Here is a 21,163-nt window from a genome sequence, read left to right as displayed (position 1 = left end):
GAACGGTTTGGTTTCGTAAAATCTGCCGCTCCGACTCCATCGGCACGAAAATCTCTCACCCGATCGGTCTCCGTTGCCCCCCACCGATTCCCCCACGTCGCTGCCGTCAGCTGACGCACCGACGACGACCACGACTTCTGACCAGGCGAAACCGCCGAGCCAGGAATTCCATCGCTATCCGTTCTATTCCCCTCGTTTTTGGCATGGGATGCGACCGGGCGGATGGCTGGGTTTGCTGCGCGGTGGAAAATTCCGGCTCTCCCCGTCACGTTGGCCGATGGCGATCAGCGTTTCGCTGGCGACGCCGGTCAACACGATTCTTGCCGGTGTGGAATCCGCTTTCTTTGCCAAGAAGGTTCGCGAAGCCGAATTTCAATCGGCACCCGTCTTCATCATCGGGCACTGGCGCAGCGGAACCACCTTGCTGCACGAATTGCTGGTCCGCGACGAACGGTTCAGCAGTCCTTCGACGTTCCAGTGCTTTGCGCCCAGCCACTTTCTGGTTTCCGAATGGTTCTTTCGAAAGTTTTTCAAATGGTTGCTGCCCGGTAAACGTCCGATGGACAACATGGCGGCCGGATGGGACCGTCCCCAGGAAGACGAATTCGCGTTGATGAACTTGGGCTTGCCGTCGCCGTATCGACGCATCGCGTTTCCCAATGAACCCCCAGTCGATCTGGACTATTTGACGTTTTGGAACGTCGACGATGCGGCCCGGCACCAGTGGCTGGAAACGTTGCGTCGGTTCTTGCTGCGTGTTTCGGTGGCGACCCAACGACCGTTGATCGTCAAAAGTCCCACGCACACCGGACGGCTTGCGATGCTGGCTCGCCAGTTTCCCGATGCCAAGTTCATTCACCTGACGCGTGATCCCCGCAGTCTGTTTCCTTCCACCTGTCGGTTGTGGCGCAGTTTGGATGAAGCCCAAGCCCTGCAGTCGCCCAACGGCGACGAACCCGCGATGCAGGAGTATGTGCTGGATTGTTTTCAGCGGATGTACGAAGCGTATTTTGACGCGTGCGAACAAGTGCCTTCGCAGCGTCTGATCGAAATGCGTTACGAGGATCTGGTGGCCGATCCCGTCGAATCGTTGCGGCACATCTACGACACATTGCGTCTGGCCGATTTTGATTCGGTCGAAGAAGACTTTTGCCGATGGGCCGAGACGGAACACCGCGGCTATCAAACCAATCGGCACCGTCTGGATGCCGCGACCGAAAAGGTCTTGCTGGATCGTTGGGGCGAATACTTTCGACGATACGGCTACGATCGGCCCGAACATGAATCGCACAATGTGGAAACAACTTGAGATGGTGATGGGAATGCAGATGATCGCGAACCGACCCGCGTCCCACCGGCATGTATTGCTTGTCGTGATAGTGTTGTTCGGTGTTGCCATCGGATGTCGCCGGGACACCGCAACGGTCGAAAAGCCCGCGGAAGATTCGGCCGCTTCGCAATCCGATGCCGAACCGACGGTTTACGCGCCCCAGGCATACGAGGCCACCGCGGACGAATTGCTGGCCGCCTGCCTGACACCGGAGGAAGCATCCGAAGGCTGGATCCGATTGTTCGACGGCCACACGTTGTTCGGCTGGGACATCGCTGGCAACGCCAACTGGCGAATCGAAGACGGAACGTTGGTCGCCGATCAGGGCGAAGTCAGCCTGCTTTGTACATCCATTCCTTGGGCCGATTACGAACTGTCGGTGCAGTTCAAAGCGACGCCCACGACCAACAGTGGCGTGTTTTTACGGACACCTTTGGAAGTGGATGATCCGGGCAGCGATTGCTACGAGGTCAACATCGCGCCGGACGACAATCCGTTTCCAACGGCAAGCGTCGTGCAACGCCAAAAGGTCGACGTCCAGCAGAAGTTTGACACGTGGCGCACGATGAACATGGTGCTGCGTGGCGATCAACTGACGGTCCGTTTGGACGGCGAAGTGGTGTGTGAATACACCGATCCCGAGCCGTTGGCTGCCGGACGCATCGGGCTGCAGAAGAACAGCGGGCGAATCGAATTCCGCGACGTCAAGCTGCGGCCGCTGGGGCTGGAAAGCATGCTGGGTGAAGGCCTGGACGGCTGGAAAACCTACCCGGAAATGTCGGGCGAATTCAAACGCACCGACGAAGGCGGTTTGCGGGTGAAAGGTGGCAAAACACAACTGGAAACAGAAAAACGCTTTGCCGATTTCAATTTGCTGGCCGAGTATCAAATGGATGAACCGACCAGCAATTCCGGCATCTTTTTCCGCTGTATCCCCGGCGATGAATTGATGGGATACGAATGCCAGGTCAGCAACGAAATCATCGACGGCAATCCGTTGAAGCCGGCCGATTGTGGCGTCGGTGGGATCTTTCGCCGCCAAGACGCTCGCATCGTTGCCGGAAAGCCGAAGCAGAAAAACGTGATTCTGTTGACCACGCGTGGCCCCCGTATCGCCGCATGGGTCAACGGATTGCAGGTCAGTGATGTGACCGACGATCGTGATCCGGACGAAAATCCACGGCGAGGTCTGCGTTTGGATCCTGGGACGATCATGATCCAGGGACACGACGAGACAACGGATGCAACCTACAGCCAACTGAAAATCAAATCGCTGGATACACCGTGATGCGAATGTCCCCGATGAACCGAAATCTAGGCATCGTTGCCGTCGTATTGCTGTCGGTCGTAATGGCCGGGGACGCCGGCCGGCAAGTTTCCGCGCAATCCGCGACGTCTTCCCCAAAATCGACGACGATCCCAAAGAACATCACTGCCGATTTGGATGTGGTGTACGCCGAAGTTGACGGGCGAAAGCTGCACTTGGATTTGTTTCGCCCCGCCGCGGATGCGCCCCCGCCGATTCTGGTCGTCGTGCACGGCGGCGGATGGCTAAAGGGGGACAAGGAAAAATTTCGTGCCTTGTCTCTGCGATTCGCCGAGCGCGGGTATGCGACGGCAGCTGTGGAGTATCGCTTGGGCGGTGAAGCCCGTTTTCCGGCTGCCATCCGGGATTGCAATGCGGCGGTGGCATTTTTGCGGCATTCGGCGGAGCGATACGGTCTGGACGCAACACGATTGGCGGCCGTGGGCGGTTCGGCGGGCGGACATTTGGTCGGGCTGATGGCGGCGGGTGACGATGAACCTCGTTTGCGTCATCCCGGGGCAATCGATGGCGTTTCCACGCATCTGGACGCGGCGGTGATCATGGCCGGCCCCCTGCAAATGCTGACCGGATCGGTGGCCCAACGTTCCAAGTCAGATCCGGAAAACAGCAACGCGGTCAACTGGATCGGCGGCGACGTTGATCAAAAGCGGGACCTTTATCAACTGGCCGATGCGCATCAAAAGATTGACGCGACGATGCCACCGACACTGTTTATCTGTGGATCCCTAGATTCACCGGAACGGAATCAGGCGTCACGCGACAAAATGCGATCACTGCAGCGGCCGGTCGAATTGATCGTTCACCCTGATGCCAAACACGGGCATTGGAATCGTCCGGAGTGGATCTTGCGGGTGGTCGATGATATCGACGGTTTCTTGCGTCGCCACGGTGTCGCGCCGCGGTAGGACGGCCCTAGGATTGGGATTCTCCGGCCAATTGCTTGGCAAATGGACGCAGTGGTTTGGGAAGCGGGAAATGGACGTCTTCCTCCCGAACCGACTGGGATTCGACAGTGACGTTGAAATTGTCGCTCAGCCATTCGATGGTGGCCTGGACGACGGATTCCGGGGCACTGGCCCCCGCGGTGATCATGATCACGTCGTCATCGGAAAACTGGTCTTTCGACAGGTCTTGTGGGCCATCGATCAAATAGGATTTTTTGTTTCGTTCACGGCCAAGTTCGGCAAGGCGTTGGCTGTTGCTGCTGTTTTGGCTGCCAAGAACCAGCACGACATCGGCTTCTTCGCTCAGTAGTTTGACGGCCTCCTGGCGATTCTGCGTGGCGTAGCAAATGTCTTCCTTCGGCGGACTATGGATCTCGGGAAATCTTTGCCGCAGACGTCGGATGACTCGGTTGGCATCGTCAACGCTTAGGGTGGTTTGCGTCAGATAGGCCAGTTTCGTGCCTTCGGCGAATTCCAAGCGGTCCACGTCGTCTTCGTCTTCGACCAAGACAATGGCTTCGGGGGCTTCGCCCATGGTGCCAAGTACCTCGTCGTGACCTTCGTGTCCGATCAGCAAAATTGTGTACCCTTCCTTGGCGTACTTGATGGCTTCCAGGTGCACTTTGGTGACCAAGGGACAAGTCGCATCCAAGGCATGCAGGTTCCGCCGGCGGGCCTGGTCGCGGATTTCGGGGCTGACACCGTGAGCGGAAAACATCAGCACGCCACCATCGGGCACTTCGTCGACGTGATCAACGAACACCGCGCCTTTCTCGCGGAAGGTTTCCACGACATGCTGGTTGTGCACGATTTCGTGGTACACATACACCGGCGGACCGAATTTGCGGAGCGTCAAATCCAACGATTCGATCGCCATGTTGACGCCGGCACAAAATCCACGTGGGGCAGCCAGGATAACTTTCATCAATTGCTCGAAAAGGAAAGGCGAATGAAGACGGGTCCGTCCACCACCGGCCAGGATAACCGTCGATTCGGGGAGTCGTCTAACCCGGAATGTGGATGGACCGACCCGGACGGTCCGTTGACGTTGGCACAATCGCGTCAGCGGTGCCGCAGAATTGCGAGATCCAATTATGAAAATTTCGTCGTCGCATCGGTGTTTCTGCCGCGACGACTGCGTCAGCCCTTTTTCGATGTGTACGCTTACTGTCGGACGGCCGACGATTTGGCCGACCAGTCGCCTGATACGACATCGGCACTGGCCGGATTGGAAGGATACGCCGATCAGATTTCGCGTATTTATGACGGTCGTGCGGTCACCGGAATTTTCGTCGCGCTATCCGACACGATTCGGGCCTTTGAATTGCCTCGACGACCTTTCGACGATCTGTTGGATGCGTTTCGACAAGACCAAAGCCAGCGTCAGTACGAAACCATGGACGATCTGTTGATGTATTGCCGCCGGAGTGCCGATCCGGTCGGGCGATTGGTGCTGGCCCTTGCCGGGGCGTTGAACGAGACCAATGCAAGGCTGTCCGATTTGATTTGTACCGGGTTGCAGTTGGCGAATTTTTGGCAAGACGTTGCACGCGACCGCGACATCGGACGGGTCTATCTGCCCCAGCAATCCATGCGAAACTTCGGTGTTGATTCCGAAATGTTGCACGCCGAGCGGACGCCAAAACCTTTGCGCGATCTACTGCAGTTCCAGTGTGATCAAACGCGACGGTATTTCGTCGACGGGGCCGAATTGATTGATCGGGTTCCGTCGTGGCTGGCACGCGACCTGTCGCTTTTTGTGCGGGGTGGTCTGGCAACCTTGGATGCCATCGCGTCGATCGACTACGACGTCTTGGCGGAGCGTCCGATTGTCGGCAAAGCCACGCAATTTCGTTTGATGCTGGCGTCGATGTTGCGACCGCAACTGAACCTGGTGTCACCGCGGGAAGCGGATCGAACGTCGGTCGCCGGAACCGATAAAGGCGGGGGGGCGTTGTGACGGTTGATTCGATTGAAGCCAGTTATCGTTGTGCCAAGCAGATCGCCCGACGCAGCGGCAGCAACTTTTATCGTTCGTTTTGGTTGTTGCCAGCCACCAAACGAAATGCCATGCATGCGTTGTACGCGTTTGCACGGATCACCGATGACGTGGGCGACAGCCACGAACCAGTCGCACTTCGGTCCCGAGCGTTGACGTGGTGGCGACAAACGGTTGCGTTGAACCTTATCGGCGAAGACACGTTGGTCACGCCCAAGATGCCAAGGTCACCGACCGGTGATGTGGATCCCATCCCATCCGGTCTGCCCGACGTGGCGGTCCAAATCTTGCCAGCGCTTCGTGACGCGGCACAGCGATTCGAAATTCCATCGCGGTATCTGCTGGAGATCGTCGATGGCGTGATGGCCGATCAGCAAAAGACACGCTTTGATACTTTTGAACAACTGGAGCACTATTGCTATCTGGTCGCATCGGCGGTCGGATTGGCGTGCTTGCACATCTGGCAATTCGATTCTCCATTGCCGGTGCGACCCGCGGTCGATTGTGGCTTGGCATTTCAACTGACCAACATTTTGCGGGACGTCAAAGAAGACGCTTCACGCGGCCGCATCTACTTGCCTCGCCAACACTATGAACAGCACGGTCTGAGCGAAGATGATTTGTTGTCGCCACGCCGAGACGATCGATTTCAATGTCTGATTCGCGATGAAATTTGCCGCGCAGAACGTCTGTTCGACAGTTCCTGGGAGTTGTGGGACAGCATTCACGACGACGGCAAGCCGATGTTCAGCATGATGTGGCGAACCTATCGACGTTTGTTGCAGCAGATCGCCGAAGACCCAGGGGCGGTGGCCGAACGTCGGGTTCGGTTAAGTCGACGTGATCGTTGGTCGTTGGCGTTGGGGCATTTGGTGCGGCCCTGGTACCGTCGTCTGCCGCTTCCGCCGGCGGAGTTGCAAATGCGGTCCGAACCATCGATCAAAACATGACCGCGCGGGTGACCATCATTGGCGGTGGTTTGGCGGGTTTGGCCGCTGCCGAATCGTTGTCCCGGTTTGGGGCCAACAATGTGGCGATCCGTTTGATTGAATCCCGACGACAAACGGGTGGTCGCGCAGGGTCGTTCCATGATTCGGCGTCCGGGCAAACCGTTGATTATTGCCAGCACGTCGCAATGGGGTGCTGTACAAACTTCATCGACTTTGTCCGGCGGATGGATTTGGATCGGCATTTCCGCGTGTACGATCAATTGACGTTTTTGCATCGCAGCGGCAGCAGTCGCTTTGCGGCATCTCGCCGAATCCCGCCACCTTTGCATCTGGCCGGAGCGTTCGGACGGCTAAGTTATTTGTCCTGGTCCCAGAAGTGTCGTGTCGCTTACGGGGTTTGGCGTTTGATGCGAACGCCGGAGTCGGACTTGCGACAACTGACGGCCAAGCAATGGTTGATTCGCAACCGACAGGACGATGCTTGCATCGCCAGTTTCTGGGATGTGATCCTGGTCAGTGCGTTGGGTGAACACACACGAAACGCGGCGGCGGATGCTGCACAGAAAGTGATTCTGGATGGTTTCGCGTCGCATCCCGATGCGTCCGATGTCTGGGTCCCCGCAATGCCGTTGTCTGAGTTGTTTGGGATTCAGGCAACCGAACGGATCCAACGCAACGGGGTCGATGTCGTGCGAGGGGCTCCGGTGCGAACGGTTGTCCGCAGTGATGGCCCGTTTCAGATTCGAACGGCCGGCGAACAGCAGACGGCTGATGCGGTGATTGCCGCGGTGCCCTGGCATCAGATGGCAAAGATCGATTGGCAAATGGATAACGACCGTGGCCAGCATTGGTTCACCCGGTTTACATCGATTCCATCCAGCGCGATCACAGGAATCCATCTTTGGCTAGACCGACCGATCACAACGCTGCCGCACGTGGTGTTGGTGGGGACGTTGGCCCAATGGTTGTTCCGCGAACCGATCGCAGAAACCAAGCATCATTCGACCGACGATTTGATTCGCGAAACTCCGGTGTTTTATCACCAGGTCGTGATCAGTGGTGCGGTGGATATTGCAGGCGAATCGAAAGACGCGTTGGTTTCGCATGTGATGCAGGAACTGCGAGACTTCTTTCCAGCCGCGCGGGATGCCAAACTGTTGCGGCATCGCGTTGTAACCGACCCAAATTCCGTTTTCTCGGTGACTCCCCAGGTTCAGGAATTGCGGCCGGCCACCGACACACCCGTTGATGGTCTATTTCTGGCAGGCGACTGGGTCGATACCGGCTGGCCATCGACGATGGAAGGAGCGGTTCGCAGTGGGCGCATGGCTGCGGCACGCGTCGCCCAGCGATTTGGAATGACGCCGTCACCACTGACGCCAGATTTGCCCCCCGGCCGGCTGTATCGTTGGTTTTCCAACAGTTCCTAGTCTCGCTTTCGAGGGGCAATCGTGGCGATACGCGTTGGTGGACGTGTTTCCGCCGGCTAGGGGTGATTGCCGTTGCCATAGACTGACGGTAGTTCTGAGGCTGTCATTGTCATTCGTTCACCGGAGCCCGCGTATGGATATTCACTTGCCGTCGCATCTTGACGTGCGCACGCGATGGCAAGTCCATCCCGAAGGCACGGCCGGACCACCGGGTGAAATGGTGCTGTATTGGCTGCACAATGCCTGCAGAGCCCACGAAAACCCGGCTTTGGACGTTGCCATTTGTCTGGCACGTCAGAATGGTTTGCCGCTGTTGGTCTACCACGGCCTGTGCGAAACGTATCCCTACGCGTCGGATCGGCATCATGCTTTCATTTTGCAAGGGGCCCGTGACCTGAAACGACAGATGGAAGACCGGGGAATTCGTTATGCCTTTCATCTGCAGCGTCAGGGCAACCGTGGCCCACATTTGCGCGACCTGACCCGGCGGGCGGCCGTTTTGGTGACCGAAGAGACACCGGTTCCACCACTGACGGGCTGGCTAGAACGTCTGGCCAGCATCACGACCACCCCGATCGCCTGTGTCGACACAGCTTGTTTGGTTTCGCCGGGCAGCTTTTCAAAGGCGTCGACTCGTGCGTTCGAATTTCGGTCCAAGACCAAAGCGATGTTTCGCGATGCGGTGAAGCAGCCGTATGTGGACCAAGTCGCCGATTGCCAGATGTTCGATGATGTTCTGCCGTTTGAACCATTCGATTTACGGCATGCCGATTTGGCGCATTTGATCGGTCAGTGCCGGATCGATCACGGCGTGGCCCCGGTCGCTGACACACCAGGCGGGTCGCGTGAAGGGTACCGTCGCTGGGATGAATTCAAGCGATCGGGATTGAACGCCTATTCCGATCGCCGCAACGACGCCGCCGACCCGCTGGGGGTCAGCCGTATGAGTGCCTACCTGCACTACGGGATGGTCAGTCCGTTCCGTATTGCACGAGAAGCCGATCAGCACCATGCAAAAAAGTATCTGGACGAATTGTTGATCTGGCGCGAGTTGTCGTTTCACTACTGCTACTTCCACCAAGATGAACTGGACACGATGGAAGTGATTCCGGACTGGAGCACGGAAACTTTACAGCAACATGAAACCGATACGCGGCAAGAACGATTTCATTGGGAAACGCTGCGACGCGGACGCACCGGCGATTCACTGTGGGACGCTTGTCAGCAAAGTCTGCTGCGTCACGGCGAATTGCACAACAACGTTCGGATGACTTGGGGAAAGGCGTTCATCCCGTGGACCGACAATTCGCAACAAGCACTGCAGCTGTGTACGGATTTGAATCATCGCTATGCATTGGACGGACGCGATCCCAATAGCTACGGCGGCATCTTGTGGTGCTTTGGTCAGTTTGATCGTCCTTTCGATCCACCCCAACCCTGTTTTGGGAAAGTCCGCTATCGGTCCACCAAGGAACATCAAAGCCGTATCAATCTGGACCGTTACTGCCACGTCGTTGGACGCCCGATCGCACGTTCGATGCCCAAGGTGGCCATCGTTGGTGCGGGGTTGGGAGGACTGACCGCCGCGCGCACGCTGATGGACCACGGGATGACGGTGACTTTGTTCGACAAGTCTCGGGGCGTCGGCGGGCGATTGGCCACACGACGTGCCGAGGTGGATGGTCGCTGGTTGTGTTTCGATCATGGTGCCCAGTGCTTTACGGCACGCGACGGCCGTTTTGCCAAGCATGTCCAAAGCTGGCAACAAGATGGGCTGGTGCAAGCATGGTTGGGACGGTTTGTTTGCTTGGACGGTCAAGGGCGATCGGTGCAGCGTCGACAGCCACCGGCACGATTCGTCGGGACGCCCACCATGAATGCATTGGCGAAGCATCTGGCAAAAGACTTGCACATTCATCTAGGTACTCGAATCCGTCGCATCCGCGGTGGGGACGACCAGCGTTATCAATTGCATGATGCGTCTGGGAATGTGTTCGGTGATTTTGATGTGGTTCTGGTCAACTGCCCGCCACCGCAAGCCGCTGAATTGCTGGTTGATGTTTCGCCGACGTTGGCGGAAAGGGCACAACAAGTGAAGCCACAGCCATGCTGGGCGGCAATGTTCGGGTGCGATCAAGAAATTGACACCATCGGGTATGACGCGGCGATCGTGACCGACGGCCCCTTGCACTGGGTCACCCGACAAGCGTCCAAGCCGGATCACGCGAGTACTGGTTCAACCAGTTGGGTCGTGCATGCGTCGTCGGAGTGGACGTTGGCAAATTTGGATCGACCCAAAGACCAGGTCGCATCGATGCTGTTGGACAGTCTTCGTGACTTGACCGGTAGCAAGTTTGATCGCGTACGCCACTTGGACGCGCACCTGTGGCGGTTCTCGGGGGTCGCATCAGCGCTTGATGACGAATGTTTGTGGGAACCGACCGAACGGTTGGGAGTCTGTGGCGATTGGTGTTTGGGGCACGACGTGGAAGCCGCGTTCTTATCGGGCCAGGCATTGGCCGGGCAGGTCTTGCGTCACTACACGATTGATCGAGCCGCGGTTGATTTGGCCCAGTGGATGGAAAAGGCCGACAACCCAAAGGCTGCAACCAACGTCGCCGAAAGAATCGGACTTCAGGACTGATTCAAAATCCGATGGTGTTCCGCGGTTCGGCGAAGGTCTTCGGTGAACATGGCCATCATTCGTGCGCGGGCGTGTTCGTCTGGAACCCTCAGCAAGGCTGACGGATGGTACGTTGCCATCGCCCACTTGGCGTGATCGCATTTGTCGACTTCGCCACGCTGGCGAGTGATGCGAAAGTTCGGTCCTTTGATGACTGATGCTGCGGTTGCGCCGAGGCACAAAATCATCGCGGGACGAATCGCGTCCAGTTCCGCTTCCAACCAAGGCCGGCATGCGGCGATTTCACGCGAGGACGGCTTCACGTGCAATCGTCGTTTTCCCTGCAATTTGAATTTGAAATGCTTCACCGCGTTGGTGATGTAGACCTGTGTGGCGTCCAGCCCGACGTCGGCCATGGTTCGACGCAAAAGCTGTCCCGCTGGGCCGACGAATGGTTCGCCGGATCGATCTTCCATGTCACCCGGTTGTTCGCCGACGATGACCAGTTTGGCGTCGGCCGGACCACGACCGAAGACGACGCGACTGGCATCCCGATGCAATTCGCAACTTTCACAGACCAACGCCGCGTTGCACAACGATGCCAGCGTTCGATCGGACGTTGGCAAGAACGATTTAGCGGTTGGTCCGCCTTCCTGGTGCCGCACCATTTGTCGGACTCGCTGTGGCGCATCACGAAGCATGTCATCGATCAATGACGTTTCGGGCATCGTCGGCCAGTGCTTCTTGGGCATTTCGGCTCGCATGGCATCCAGCTTGATACGAGCTGGATTGAAAATGTGGGCGTAATACGTCTTCCACAGCTCTTCCAACTGGTCATGGTCCGGCGCATCGCTGCGAGGGGATCCATCGCCGAAGTGAAGGGTTTGGTTGTCCCAGTAAACCGATTGGCGTGGCGTCATGATGGTCCAACGCATCACGTCAAAACGCCGAGCAAAAAAGTCCGCGGTCAGGTCAAGGGAATAGTGATCCGGACGATGCCAAGCGACGAACAATTCGCCGACGTCGTCGATTGTTTTTCGGAATCGAACGAACGCTTTGGTCTTATGAGCGTCACGCCGGACTGCGGAGTGCATTTGGGCCGCCCGACGGACATCCGGGTCCGATGCGATCTGCAACAAATGTCGCTCGCCACCAGTCATTCGCCACAGCAGGCGGTACAGCAATTCCCAGCGTCCTGGGTCGCTGTGACTGGCGATGGTTTTGGCCCACTGGATGAACTTTCCCGGCACACGCAGGGACGGGAGCGAATCGGGGGCGTCCGATGCTGGAAGCGATCTGCCGACATCGGGGCCCGCCACGTTTCCGAACAAGTCCTTTTGTTTCGAAGCGTCATCGCCCCGCTGGTCGATCCAACGCACCGTCGACGGATGGGATCCGATGGTGACCAGCCGGCGAGCCGTGTTTCGCCAATCGTCAAAATGGGTCGCGCCGACGGACATCAGTTCTTCACTGGCCGTCACGGCAGGACCTCCAACCGTGATGTCGTCCCATCGTCGGCGGACGGGTCATCATCGAAAAGACGTAGTTGCCGCTGTGACGGACGAAGCTGGCTTCGCAGGAAAGGCGAATCCAAAGACAGAGGGCCGGAATTTCGATCCGCGGTGATCAAGAACGGCCGAGCCTTTTTGTAAACGATGCCCATCGCCGCAAGGTCTTCGTCACGAATATTGTGATGTCGCCGAGTCTGCAGGATGCGTTTGACGCCTCGGCTGCCGATACCGGGAACGCGAAGAAGCATTTCGCGATCGGCACGATTGATGTCCACCGGAAAGCGATCGCGATGCCGCAGTGCCCACGCCAACTTGGGATCCATTTGCAAATCCAAGTTCGCCGATTCGGCGGTGGTTAATTCCTCGGCATCGAAACCATAGAACCGGATCAGCCAATCCGCCTGGTACAGACGATGTTCACGAACCAATGGCGGCGATTTTCCGGGCAGCCTTGAATCGGCGTGCGGAATGGGGCTGAAGGCACTGTAATAGACACGTCGCATTGCGTGCGTTTGATACAGGTGGCTGCTGGTATCCAAAATTTGTCGGTCGGACGTGTCGGTGGCACCCACGATCATTTGAGTGCTTTGCCCGGCCGGTACGAATTTGCCGGCATGTTTGAATCCAGCCTTTTGGTCACGCACGTGTTCGTCACGTTTCACCTTGATCCGATTCATCGACTGTTCTAACTCGGGACGCTTCTTCTCCGGTGCCAATCGTTTCAGGTCCGCTTCGGTGGGCAGCTCAATATTGACGCTCAGGCGGTCGGCATAGGTGCCCGCCTGTTGGATCAGATCGTCGCTGGCACCAGGAATGGTCTTGAGATGGATGTAGCCGCGAAACGACTCTCGTTCGCGCAGCGTCCGCGCGACGTCCAACATCTGTTCCATCGTGTAGTCGGACGATTGAATGATGCCGCTGCTAAGAAACAGACCTTCGATGTAGTTGCGTCGATAGAAATCCATCGTCAATCGAACGACTTCGTTGACGCTGAAACGCGCACGTGGCGTGTCGCTGCTGATGCGGTTGACACAGTACTGGCAATCAAAAACGCAGTAATTGGTCAGCAAGATTTTCAACAGCGAAACACAGCGTCCATCGGGGGTGTAGCTGTGGCAAATCCCCATGCCTTCGGTGCTGCCCAGCCCGCCACGACTTTCGCGGCGTGACCCGCTGCTGGCGCACGAGGCATCGTATTTGGCGGCATCCGCCAGAATCGCCAACTTTCCAGATAGATCCTTCGCCGTCACGTCAACCGTTTTCCCCGTCGCCTGTGAATCCGTCGTGCCGATCGCCGACCATTCGCGGCAACCTTGGTTAACCGCATTTGACCGTAACGCAAAACTGCGATGTGGTCAAATGTTCAGTTTTTTCGCAGCGGCGTTTTCGGGACGGTTTGCCGCGGCGAAGGGCGGTTTGAACCTTGGTCCGAAAGACGACTTGGCCTTACGACTGAACGGTTGCCATCGCGGCCAATTGGACGGTCGATCGGTCCTGTTCTTTTTCCAGATAGGCGCGGCCGAATTTGACGTTCACGTGATCCCAGGGCAGCTTGTCCATCATCTGATAGGGCTGGTGGACTTGGGATTCCACGTTAATGCCGGCGTCTTCGATCGCGGTCCACCATCGATCGGCATCCAGGTGTTCGGTCCAGCCGTCCATGCGAGCGCCACGTTCCCAGGACAGACGGATGGCCTTGCCCGTGCGTCGGTCGCCGCGGCTGAGGACGCCTTCGAGCAGGCTGGTTTCCACGTCGTGACATTTGACTTTGACGCTGCGGATTTTGCAGCGACGTCGCATGTACTTGTGGGCCCAGTGGAAATAATCGCGGTGTTGCATTCCGTTCCACTGATATGGCGTGTGGGCTTTGGGAACGAAATTGGACACGCTGGCGGTGACGCGGGCATAACGGCCACGAACTTCTTTGCCGACGGTGGCGATCTGTTCGGCCAGATCGACGATGCCGTCCAGGTCGATTTCTCGCTCGCCAGGCAAGCCGCACATGAAATAAAGCTTGACGCTTTCAAAACCGTTTTGAAACGCGACGCGACAGCCTTCGATCAGGTCGCTGTTTTTGATCTTCTTGCGGATCTGTTCACGCATGTCATCGCGCGCGACTTCCGGTGCCAGCGTCATGCTGCTGCGTCGCCCGTTGCCGATCAGTTGGGGCAGCGTTCGAAGTTGATCGTTCACCCGCAAGCTGGGGACGCTGATGTTGACGCCCAGAGGTTTGAACACCTCGTGCAAACGGTGAACCAGCGGTTCAAAGTGCGGGTAGTCGCTGCTGGACAGCGACAGGATGCTGATTTCGTTGTAGCCCGTGCTTTCATAGCTATCGATGGCCGCTTGGACGATGGTTTCGACTTCGCGGATTCGCAGCGGTCGTTTGATGACCGTGCTTTGACAGAACCGGCACAGGTGGGGACAGCCACGCATGATTTCAATCGCGATTCGGTCGTGCACGCAATCGATGTAAGGAACGATGGGTTCGGTCGGCAACGGGGTGCCGTCCAAGTCGCTGATCACGCTGGGGGCGATCGTTTCGGGCACATCATCACGCAACCGGTTCAGCGCGACGATGCGATCCCCGGCATATTCGGGCTGATAGAAACGCGGGACGTAGGCCCACGGCAACTTACCGGCCACCACGGCCAATGCTTCGGCACGCTGACGTCGACCGTCTTCGCCGTCGGCAAAGGTGCCGTCGTCGCGACGATATTTTTGTTTCAGCTCCAGCCACAAGTCGCAAATTTCTGGCAACGCGGGTTCGCCGTCCCCGGTGATCATGACGTCGAAATAGTCCGCCATCGGTTCGGGGTTTTGGCAGCACGGACCGCCGGCGACCAACAGCGGATCGGCCATCGTGCGATCATTTGATTCCAAGGGGATTCCCCCCAGGTCGATCATCGTCAGCACGTTCGGCGAACTGATTTCGTATTGCAGGCTGAGCCCGACGACGTCGAAATCTGACAACGCCGTGAACGTTTCCAGCGTGTACAGCGGCACGTCGTGCCGACGCAGCAACGCTTCCATGTCCGGCCAGGGCGTGAACACCCGCTCGGCACACCAATCGCTGCGACGGTTCATCAAGCTGTACAGGACTTGCAAACCGTGGTGGCTCATGCCGATCGTGTAGGCATCAGGAAAGCCGATTGCCAACTTGCCGCGCACGTCGCGGTGATCTTTGACCACAATGTTCCGCTCGCCGCCGACATACTGTGCCGGTGTTTGAACGTGAGGCCAGATTTGGGATTCCAAAAACCGACGTCGCGTTTGGTTGATCATGTTGGCAAACCGTGGTCGAAGTTAAAGGTCGCGGTCGCCGAGCGGTCCGGAAGGAATCTGACCCCCGTGTGCCATGGCGTCCGCGATCGTTCTATTGAATGCTGTACGTACGGCAAGTTTGTGCGTTTCCGCACGCGACATGCAACCGCAAAGTAAGTGACAAAGTTAGATGGCCGAATTCGAGAATGTCGGGAAAGTCGATGATTTTGACCTGAATGTCGGGCGAGCCGTACCCGTCGACGGGCGGATGGTGGCCGTTTTTCGGACCGACGAAGGCTGGTACGCGATCGATGATCTGTGCCCTCACATGGGGGCCTCGCTGGCCGAAGGGCACGTCGAAGACGCCACGGTGACCTGTCCTTGGCACGCTTGGCGTTTCTGTATCAAGGACGGGACCTGGGAAGACAACCCGCGAACCAAGGTCGATGCCTTTGAGGTCAAGGTGGAAGGGGATGACGTGTGGGTCCGAGAAAAGACTGATCCCGCTTCCGAGTGAGCCGGAATCGCAAGGCCCGCGATACAACGGGTGCCCTATGGCCCAGACGTCTCGTCTGCCTGGGTGTTTAAAAGGCCGGGCGTCTAAAAGAGCGGGCGGAACAGCCTAGATTTCGAACGCTTGGCCGATTTGCGGGACAACGGGTTCCGCATCGGTTTCAGCTTTGACTCGTTCGGACCAAGCGTCCGCGTCCTGGGCGATCGGCGGCCAGGTGTTGTAGTGAGCCGGCAGGACGCATTTGGGACCGATCCGCTTGACCGCCGCGATCGAATCGTCGATCCCCATGGTGAAGCAGTCACCGATCGGTAACACGGCCGCGTCCACGCCGCCGGCGTAAAAATCCATGTCACTGTAATAGGCCGTGTCACAGGCGAAATAAATGCGCCGTCCGCCGATGCCGATCACGAAACCGGACGCCGGTCCACCGTAGGAACCATCGGGAAGCCCGCTGCTGTGGATGGCGGGGACCATTTTGACCGTCGCGACATCGTCTTCGCCGACGGAGATTTCGATCTGCCCACCGATGTTCATCGGGCTGGCGTTTTCAATGCCCTGACCGCCCAACCAGTTCACCAGTTCGAAACTGGCGACCACCATCGCACCGCTCCGCTGGGCGACGTCGACCAAATCGCCGACGTGATCGCCGTGGCCGTGCGACACCAGGATGTGATTGACGTCATCGAAGTCCGACGATTTCGCCGTGGCGGTCGGATTATCGGTCAAGAACGGGTCCAGCATGATCTTCAGCTTTCCCGATTCGATCAGCCAAGTGCCGTGGGACAACCAAGTCAGTTTGCAAGTCATGGTTTTGGGTGCTTCTTGCGGGTGGTTAATTGTCGATGCATCATCGGCCGGTCGTCATCGCACTGCACTCAATTGACGAATCTGCAGTGGCGCTGAAACGTGCGCCCGGGATCACGATTCGTTCATCCAATCTTCGCCACGCAGCCGCGCGATTTCCATCGCGTCTTTATCACCACGGCCCGACAGACAGATGACCAAATGTTGGTCGGGTTTCATCTCAGCGGCGATCTGCATCGCTTTTGCAATCGCGTGACTGGTTTCCAGTGCGGCGATGATGCCTTCGGTACGGGCCATCTTATCAAACGCATCCATCGCTTCGTCGTCGCGACAGTCGACATAATCGACGCGGCCGGTGTCTTTCCAATAGCTGTGTTCGGGGCCGACGCCGGGGTAATCTAGACCCGCGCTCATCGAATGCACGTCGCAGGTTTGGCCGTCGTCATCCTGCATCACATAGCTGTAACTGCCATGAAGAACCCCGGGCATGCCGTAAGAAAGTGGGGAGGCGTGTTGTCCGGGATCCGCCGATCGCCCGCCCGCTTCCACGCCGACCAAACGAACCGATTCGTCTTCGACGAACGGATAAAACATTCCTGCCGCGTTGCTGCCGCCGCCGACGCAGGCAACGACACAATCGGGCAGCCGGTCGAAGGTGTCGACACACTGGCCGCGGGTTTCTTGTCCGATAACACTTTGGAAATCACGCACCATCATGGGAAACGGGTGCGGTCCGATGACGCTGCCGATGATGTAGTGGGTATTTTCCACCGAGGACATCCAGTCCCGCATCGCCTCGTTCACCGCGTCACGCAGGGTCTTCGATCCCGATTGGACGCTGCTGATCGTCGCGCCCATCAATTTCATGCTGAACACGTTCGGTTTTTGGCGGCGAATGTCTTCGGCCCCCATGTACACCGTGCAAGGCAATCCGAAATGGGCACAGGCGGTCGCGGTGGCCACGCCGTGTTGGCCCGCTCCGGTTTCGGCGATCACGCGGGTCTTGCCCATCCGCTGGGTCAGCAAGGCTTGTCCCAGCGTGTTGTTGATCTTGTGGGCACCGGTGTGATTCAAGTCTTCACGCTTCAGCCAGATCTGGGCCCCCCCGGCCGCTTCGGACAATCGCTGGGCGTGATACAACGGACTGGGCCGACCGACAAATCGAGCCAGCAATTCGCGGAATTCACGTTGAAATTCAGGGTCCCGACGGGCCGATTCGTATTCCTCGATCAATTGATCCAAAGCACGCGTCAGCGTTTCGGGTACAAACCGACCGCCGAACGATCCGAATCGTCCTTGCGGATCGGGAACCGACGCGGTGGCTGGAGTCGAGGGCGTTTCGGCGGTATTGGTCATGGAGTCCATCTTCTTGTGAATGCGGGGGCTGTGGCCGATAGTTGGCCCGACGACCCTAGAACCGAATTGTCTCTGGAGAGCAAACCTTGGTCAACGCGATCGATCCGGCCGCGCCACTGATCATGCCATGGATTTCCACCGTCTATGGCGTGGATTTCAGCGGGGCGGCCGAATCCGGGAAAACCGCTTGGTGCGCCACGTTGGACGTCCAGGGGGGATCGGACGTCCTGCGATTGGTCGATTTGAAACCATTGGGGAAATGGGCCGGCTGTGACAGTCGAGACGCGGTGTGCGGTGAACTGGTTCGTCGAATCCAGGACAGCCACGAAGCCTACTGGGCAATTGATTTTCCATTCGGGTTGCCCGTCGAACTGCAATTGGGCGGCTGGGACGAACAACTGCAACACGTGGCTGCATTCGACGGCGACGCAAAACAGTACGGCCGAAAACTGGTGGCCATCACCCAGCAATACGCCCACCAGATGCACGTCCGCCGACGTACCGACACCGAAACCAAGACGCCGTTTGATTGTTACCACTACCGGATCATCTACCAGACGTTTCACGGCATGCGCGATGTGTTGCGTCCGTTGTCGACCGACGTCGATACGGCGATCTTGCCGTTCACCTACGGTCGCTTTTCCGCGGCGCGGCGGATCATCGCCGAAGCCTGTCCGTCGTCGTCGCTGAAACGTTGGGGATTGCCGTACCAACGATACAAGCAATCCGCCGGTCGCCCGCCCGGTCGCGAACACCGTAAAGTCCGTCGTCAAATCCTGGCAGAATTATCCCAGTGGGTCGAACTGTCGGATTACCGCAAACGAATCCTATTGAGCGATCCAGGCGGCGACGCACTCGATGCGGTCATCGCGGGGGTGGGCAGTTGGCAAACGCTGCGGTTGATCGATCACCAGACGATCGCAACCGACGATCGCTATCCGTTGGAAGGCTTCGTTTACGCTTGATCCGAACTTTGAATCGGCACGCGATTCGACAGCCACGCCATATCATTTCCTTTCTCTTCGATTCCTCCGCCACCAGCGCCATCGCAAACCACGCATGCCCGAGTTACCCGAAGTCGAAACGATGCGTCGCGGCGTCTTGGATGCCGCCGGGCGCCGCGTCGAATCCGTGACGGTTCCCCCGTGTGCTTGCCGGCCGATCGCGATGTCGCCGAGCCAGCGTCAACTGGATCGGCGGATGAAGGGGCGACGCATCGATGGCATTGATCGCCGAGGCAAACGATTGGTCATCGTGTTGGACAATCAGGACCGCTTGGTGATCGAACCCCGCATGACCGGGATTCTGTTGGTCGCCGACCCGCCCGACGTCGATCACTTGCGCTTGCAAATGGATTTGTCCGGTGCCGGGGTGAACCGGTTGTGGTTTTGGGATCGACGTGGGCTGGGAACGGTGACGCTGTATCGCGAAGACGAATACCGAACTGCGATCGACCAACGTTTGGGGGTCGACGCGTTGCAGATCAGCACCGAACAGCTTCGCCAGAAGCTTTCGTCCAGTCGGCGATGCATCAAAGTGGCGTTGCTGGATCAAAGTGCGGTGGCCGGGATCGGCAATTTGTATGCTGCGGAGATTCTGTTTGCCGCCGGGGTGGATCCCCGGACCCGCTGCGATCGGCTGACCGGCCCCCAGTGGCGACGGATTCACGACCAGATCGGCCTCATCTTGGAAGACGCCATTCGGCACGAAGGCAGCACCCTTTCCGACGGCACGTATCGCAACGCACTGAACGATCCCGGTGGGTACCAGAATTGCCACCGTGTTTACGACCGGGCCGGGCAAGCCTGTCCGCGGTGCCGTGACGGGGAAATTCGCCGAATCGTCCAGGCTCAACGCAGCACGTTTTTTTGTCCCCGGTGTCAAAGGCGGTCGGGCCTCCATTCCACCCTTCGCGAAGATTTCCATTCGCACGATCGGTCGGCATCGTTACGCTAGGAAGAGTGTTCGTCCGACGTCGTGCCCATTTCAGAAAGTTTGCCGAATGCAACGCCCTGCCCTACCCGCCCCTACGGTTTCGCGTCGTCGATGGATGCTTGGTGCCGCGGCGACCGTCGCCTCGGCTGGGATGGGGGCCCGTCGGGTGACCGCGGCTGCATCGGACAATCCACGCTGGTCCGAAGCGATCAATAAGGGGCTGGAATACCTTCGCAAGACGCAATCGTCACGCGGGCTTTGGAACACCCAAATCTACCCCACGGCGCTCGCCGCGCTGGCCGGTACTGCGATGATCGCCAGCGGCAGCACGACGACCCAGGGTTCGTTTTCCAAAGAGATCGCTTTGGCGTCGGACTTCATCATCAGCAAGTCACGCGAAAACGGATTGATCGGTGACCCGCTGACCGACCCGCGGTACACGTATGGTCATGGGTTTTCGATGTTGTTCTTGTCCCAGGTCTTGGGCGAAGAAGGGTTGTTGGATCGCCGCGAAGAAATCGTCGACGTGCTGACACGTGCGGTGAAGTTCAGCGCGTTTGCCCAAACCGCCGCCGGTGGTTGGGGCTACGTTTCAGCCCGCGAAGGCAATGACTTTGACGAAGGCAGCACGACCATCACCCAGGTCCAAGGATTGCGCGGATGTCGAAACGCCGGCATTCCCGTTAGTGGCGAAGTGATCGACAAAGCCAAACAGTACATCTATGGCTGTAAGAACGAAGACGGCGGCATTAGCTACAGCAGTCGCCAAAGGGGCAGCAGTCGCCCGGCCATCACCGCTGCCGCTTTGGCGGCGCTTTATAACGCCGGCGATTATGATAGCGAACACGTTCCGGAAATGTTGGCGTACAGCAAGAAACAGCTGCACGACATCAGCGACGGGGCCCGTGCGTTTGGCCACTGGCACTACACGTACCTTTACTACAGCCAAGTCGTTTATCGCCAGGGCGACGATTTATGGAAACCGTTCCGCACTCGGCTTTATGATCGCATCGCCGGCACACAGCGACCGGATGGATCCTGGGAAGGCCAAATCCATCCGGTTTATGTCACCGCGTGCAACCTGATCATGTTGCAGTTGGACAACGGGTTTTTGCCCATCTATCAACGTTGATGCCGCGTTAGCATCGTCGCATCGATCGACCACCGCGGCCGGTG

Annotated in this window: 17 protein-coding genes; 11 read left to right on the top strand and 6 right to left on the bottom strand. The window is 58.1% G+C overall.

Features of this window, described 5'->3' with window-relative positions; genetic code table 11:
• Positions 1–73 precede the first annotated feature (73 nt).
• Genes Mal65_RS22065 through Mal65_RS22055 form a run of 3 tightly spaced genes read left to right on the top strand, consistent with a single transcriptional unit; the run spans position 74 to position 3,562 of the window.
• The gene (locus Mal65_RS22065) at positions 74–1,309 is read left to right on the top strand and encodes a sulfotransferase family protein (protein ID WP_196784375.1); all 1,236 of its coding nucleotides are present in this window, start codon (positions 74–76) and stop codon (positions 1,307–1,309) included.
• Positions 1,281–2,618 carry a 3-keto-disaccharide hydrolase gene (locus Mal65_RS22060; protein ID WP_196784374.1) on the top strand — a complete coding sequence of 446 codons (1,338 nt, stop codon included), beginning with the start codon at positions 1,281–1,283 and terminating at the stop codon, positions 2,616–2,618. Before Mal65_RS22065 ends, Mal65_RS22060 begins: the two co-directional genes overlap by 29 nt.
• Before the next feature lie 14 nt (positions 2,619–2,632).
• Positions 2,633–3,562: an alpha/beta hydrolase gene (locus Mal65_RS22055; protein ID WP_165701454.1), complete on the top strand. Its 930-nt coding sequence runs from the start codon at positions 2,633–2,635 to the stop codon at positions 3,560–3,562.
• A gap of 7 nt (positions 3,563–3,569) precedes the next feature.
• Here Mal65_RS22055 and ispH read toward each other — a convergent pair whose 3' ends face one another.
• Positions 3,570–4,526, bottom strand: a complete 957-nt coding sequence (gene ispH, locus Mal65_RS22050) for a 4-hydroxy-3-methylbut-2-enyl diphosphate reductase (RefSeq protein ID WP_145302711.1) — start codon at positions 4,524–4,526, stop codon at positions 3,570–3,572.
• 24 nt (positions 4,527–4,550) lie between these two features.
• On the opposite strand from ispH, the gene hpnC reads away from it, so the two are divergent.
• The 4 genes from hpnC (at position 4,551) to Mal65_RS22030 (ending at position 10,624) form a co-directional block, all read left to right on the top strand.
• Positions 4,551–5,561 carry a squalene synthase HpnC gene (gene hpnC, locus Mal65_RS22045; RefSeq protein WP_145302708.1) on the top strand — a complete coding sequence of 337 codons (1,011 nt, stop codon included), beginning with the start codon at positions 4,551–4,553 and terminating at the stop codon, positions 5,559–5,561.
• Complete coding sequence (locus tag Mal65_RS22040; RefSeq protein ID WP_145302705.1) at positions 5,558–6,550, top strand: phytoene/squalene synthase family protein; 993 nt, start codon at positions 5,558–5,560, stop codon at positions 6,548–6,550. Before hpnC ends, Mal65_RS22040 begins: the two co-directional genes overlap by 4 nt.
• Positions 6,547–7,980: a hydroxysqualene dehydroxylase HpnE gene (hpnE, locus tag Mal65_RS22035; protein ID WP_145302702.1), complete on the top strand. Its 1,434-nt coding sequence runs from the start codon at positions 6,547–6,549 to the stop codon at positions 7,978–7,980. The genes Mal65_RS22040 and hpnE overlap by 4 nt, the downstream gene beginning before the upstream one ends.
• A gap of 133 nt (positions 7,981–8,113) precedes the next feature.
• Complete coding sequence (locus Mal65_RS22030; protein WP_145302699.1) at positions 8,114–10,624, top strand: FAD-dependent oxidoreductase; 2,511 nt, start codon at positions 8,114–8,116, stop codon at positions 10,622–10,624.
• Here the strand turns inward: Mal65_RS22030 and Mal65_RS22025 are convergent.
• The 3 genes from Mal65_RS22025 to Mal65_RS22015 all read right to left on the bottom strand — a co-directional run bounded on the left by Mal65_RS22025 (position 10,615) and on the right by Mal65_RS22015 (position 15,399).
• A complete protein-coding gene (locus Mal65_RS22025) occupies positions 10,615–12,084 on the bottom strand; it encodes a UdgX family uracil-DNA binding protein (protein WP_145302696.1) in 1,470 nt (489 codons plus the stop codon). The two genes, Mal65_RS22030 and Mal65_RS22025, sit on opposite strands and share 10 nt — an antisense overlap.
• Positions 12,081–13,364 carry a putative DNA modification/repair radical SAM protein gene (locus Mal65_RS22020; protein ID WP_145302693.1) on the bottom strand — a complete coding sequence of 428 codons (1,284 nt, stop codon included), beginning with the start codon at positions 13,362–13,364 and terminating at the stop codon, positions 12,081–12,083. Before Mal65_RS22020 ends, Mal65_RS22025 begins: the two co-directional genes overlap by 4 nt.
• Positions 13,365–13,560: 196 nt before the next feature.
• Complete coding sequence (locus Mal65_RS22015) at positions 13,561–15,399, bottom strand: TIGR03960 family B12-binding radical SAM protein (RefSeq protein WP_145302690.1); 1,839 nt, start codon at positions 15,397–15,399, stop codon at positions 13,561–13,563.
• Between the two features lie 169 nt (positions 15,400–15,568).
• Between Mal65_RS22015 and nirD the strand changes: the two genes are divergently transcribed.
• Entirely contained in the window at positions 15,569–15,895 is a 327-nt protein-coding gene (gene nirD / locus Mal65_RS22010; RefSeq protein WP_145302687.1) for a nitrite reductase small subunit NirD, read from the top strand.
• Positions 15,896–16,000: 105 nt separating this feature from the next.
• Here the strand turns inward: nirD and Mal65_RS22005 are convergent, their stop codons facing one another.
• Together Mal65_RS22005 and trpB are read right to left on the bottom strand one after the other, a co-directional pair.
• Positions 16,001–16,699, bottom strand: a complete 699-nt coding sequence (locus tag Mal65_RS22005) for a metal-dependent hydrolase (protein WP_145302683.1) — start codon at positions 16,697–16,699, stop codon at positions 16,001–16,003.
• A 111-nt stretch (positions 16,700–16,810) separates the two neighbouring features.
• Positions 16,811–18,052, bottom strand: a complete 1,242-nt coding sequence (trpB, locus tag Mal65_RS22000) for a tryptophan synthase subunit beta (protein ID WP_145302680.1) — start codon at positions 18,050–18,052, stop codon at positions 16,811–16,813.
• Between the two features lie 86 nt (positions 18,053–18,138).
• On the opposite strand from trpB, the gene Mal65_RS21995 reads away from it, so the two are divergent.
• The 3 genes from Mal65_RS21995 to Mal65_RS21985 all read left to right on the top strand — a co-directional run bounded on the left by Mal65_RS21995 (position 18,139) and on the right by Mal65_RS21985 (position 21,119).
• Positions 18,139–19,017 (top strand): DUF429 domain-containing protein, encoded by an 879-nt coding sequence (locus tag Mal65_RS21995; RefSeq protein ID WP_196784373.1) that lies wholly within the window; start codon positions 18,139–18,141, stop codon positions 19,015–19,017.
• Positions 19,018–19,111: 94 nt separating this feature from the next.
• Positions 19,112–20,008, top strand: a complete 897-nt coding sequence (gene mutM, locus Mal65_RS21990) for a bifunctional DNA-formamidopyrimidine glycosylase/DNA-(apurinic or apyrimidinic site) lyase (RefSeq protein WP_145302674.1) — start codon at positions 19,112–19,114, stop codon at positions 20,006–20,008.
• 130 nt (positions 20,009–20,138) lie between these two features.
• A complete protein-coding gene (locus Mal65_RS21985; protein WP_390621879.1) occupies positions 20,139–21,119 on the top strand; it encodes a prenyltransferase/squalene oxidase repeat-containing protein in 981 nt (326 codons plus the stop codon).
• Positions 21,120–21,163 lie beyond the last annotated feature (44 nt).

The organism is Crateriforma conspicua, from assembly GCF_007752935.1.
In the GTDB taxonomy this organism is placed as follows: Bacteria; Planctomycetota; Planctomycetia; order Pirellulales; family Pirellulaceae; genus Crateriforma; species Crateriforma conspicua.
Note: the sequence above shows the minus strand (reverse complement) of the source record. Positions and strands in the feature narration are given on the sequence as shown.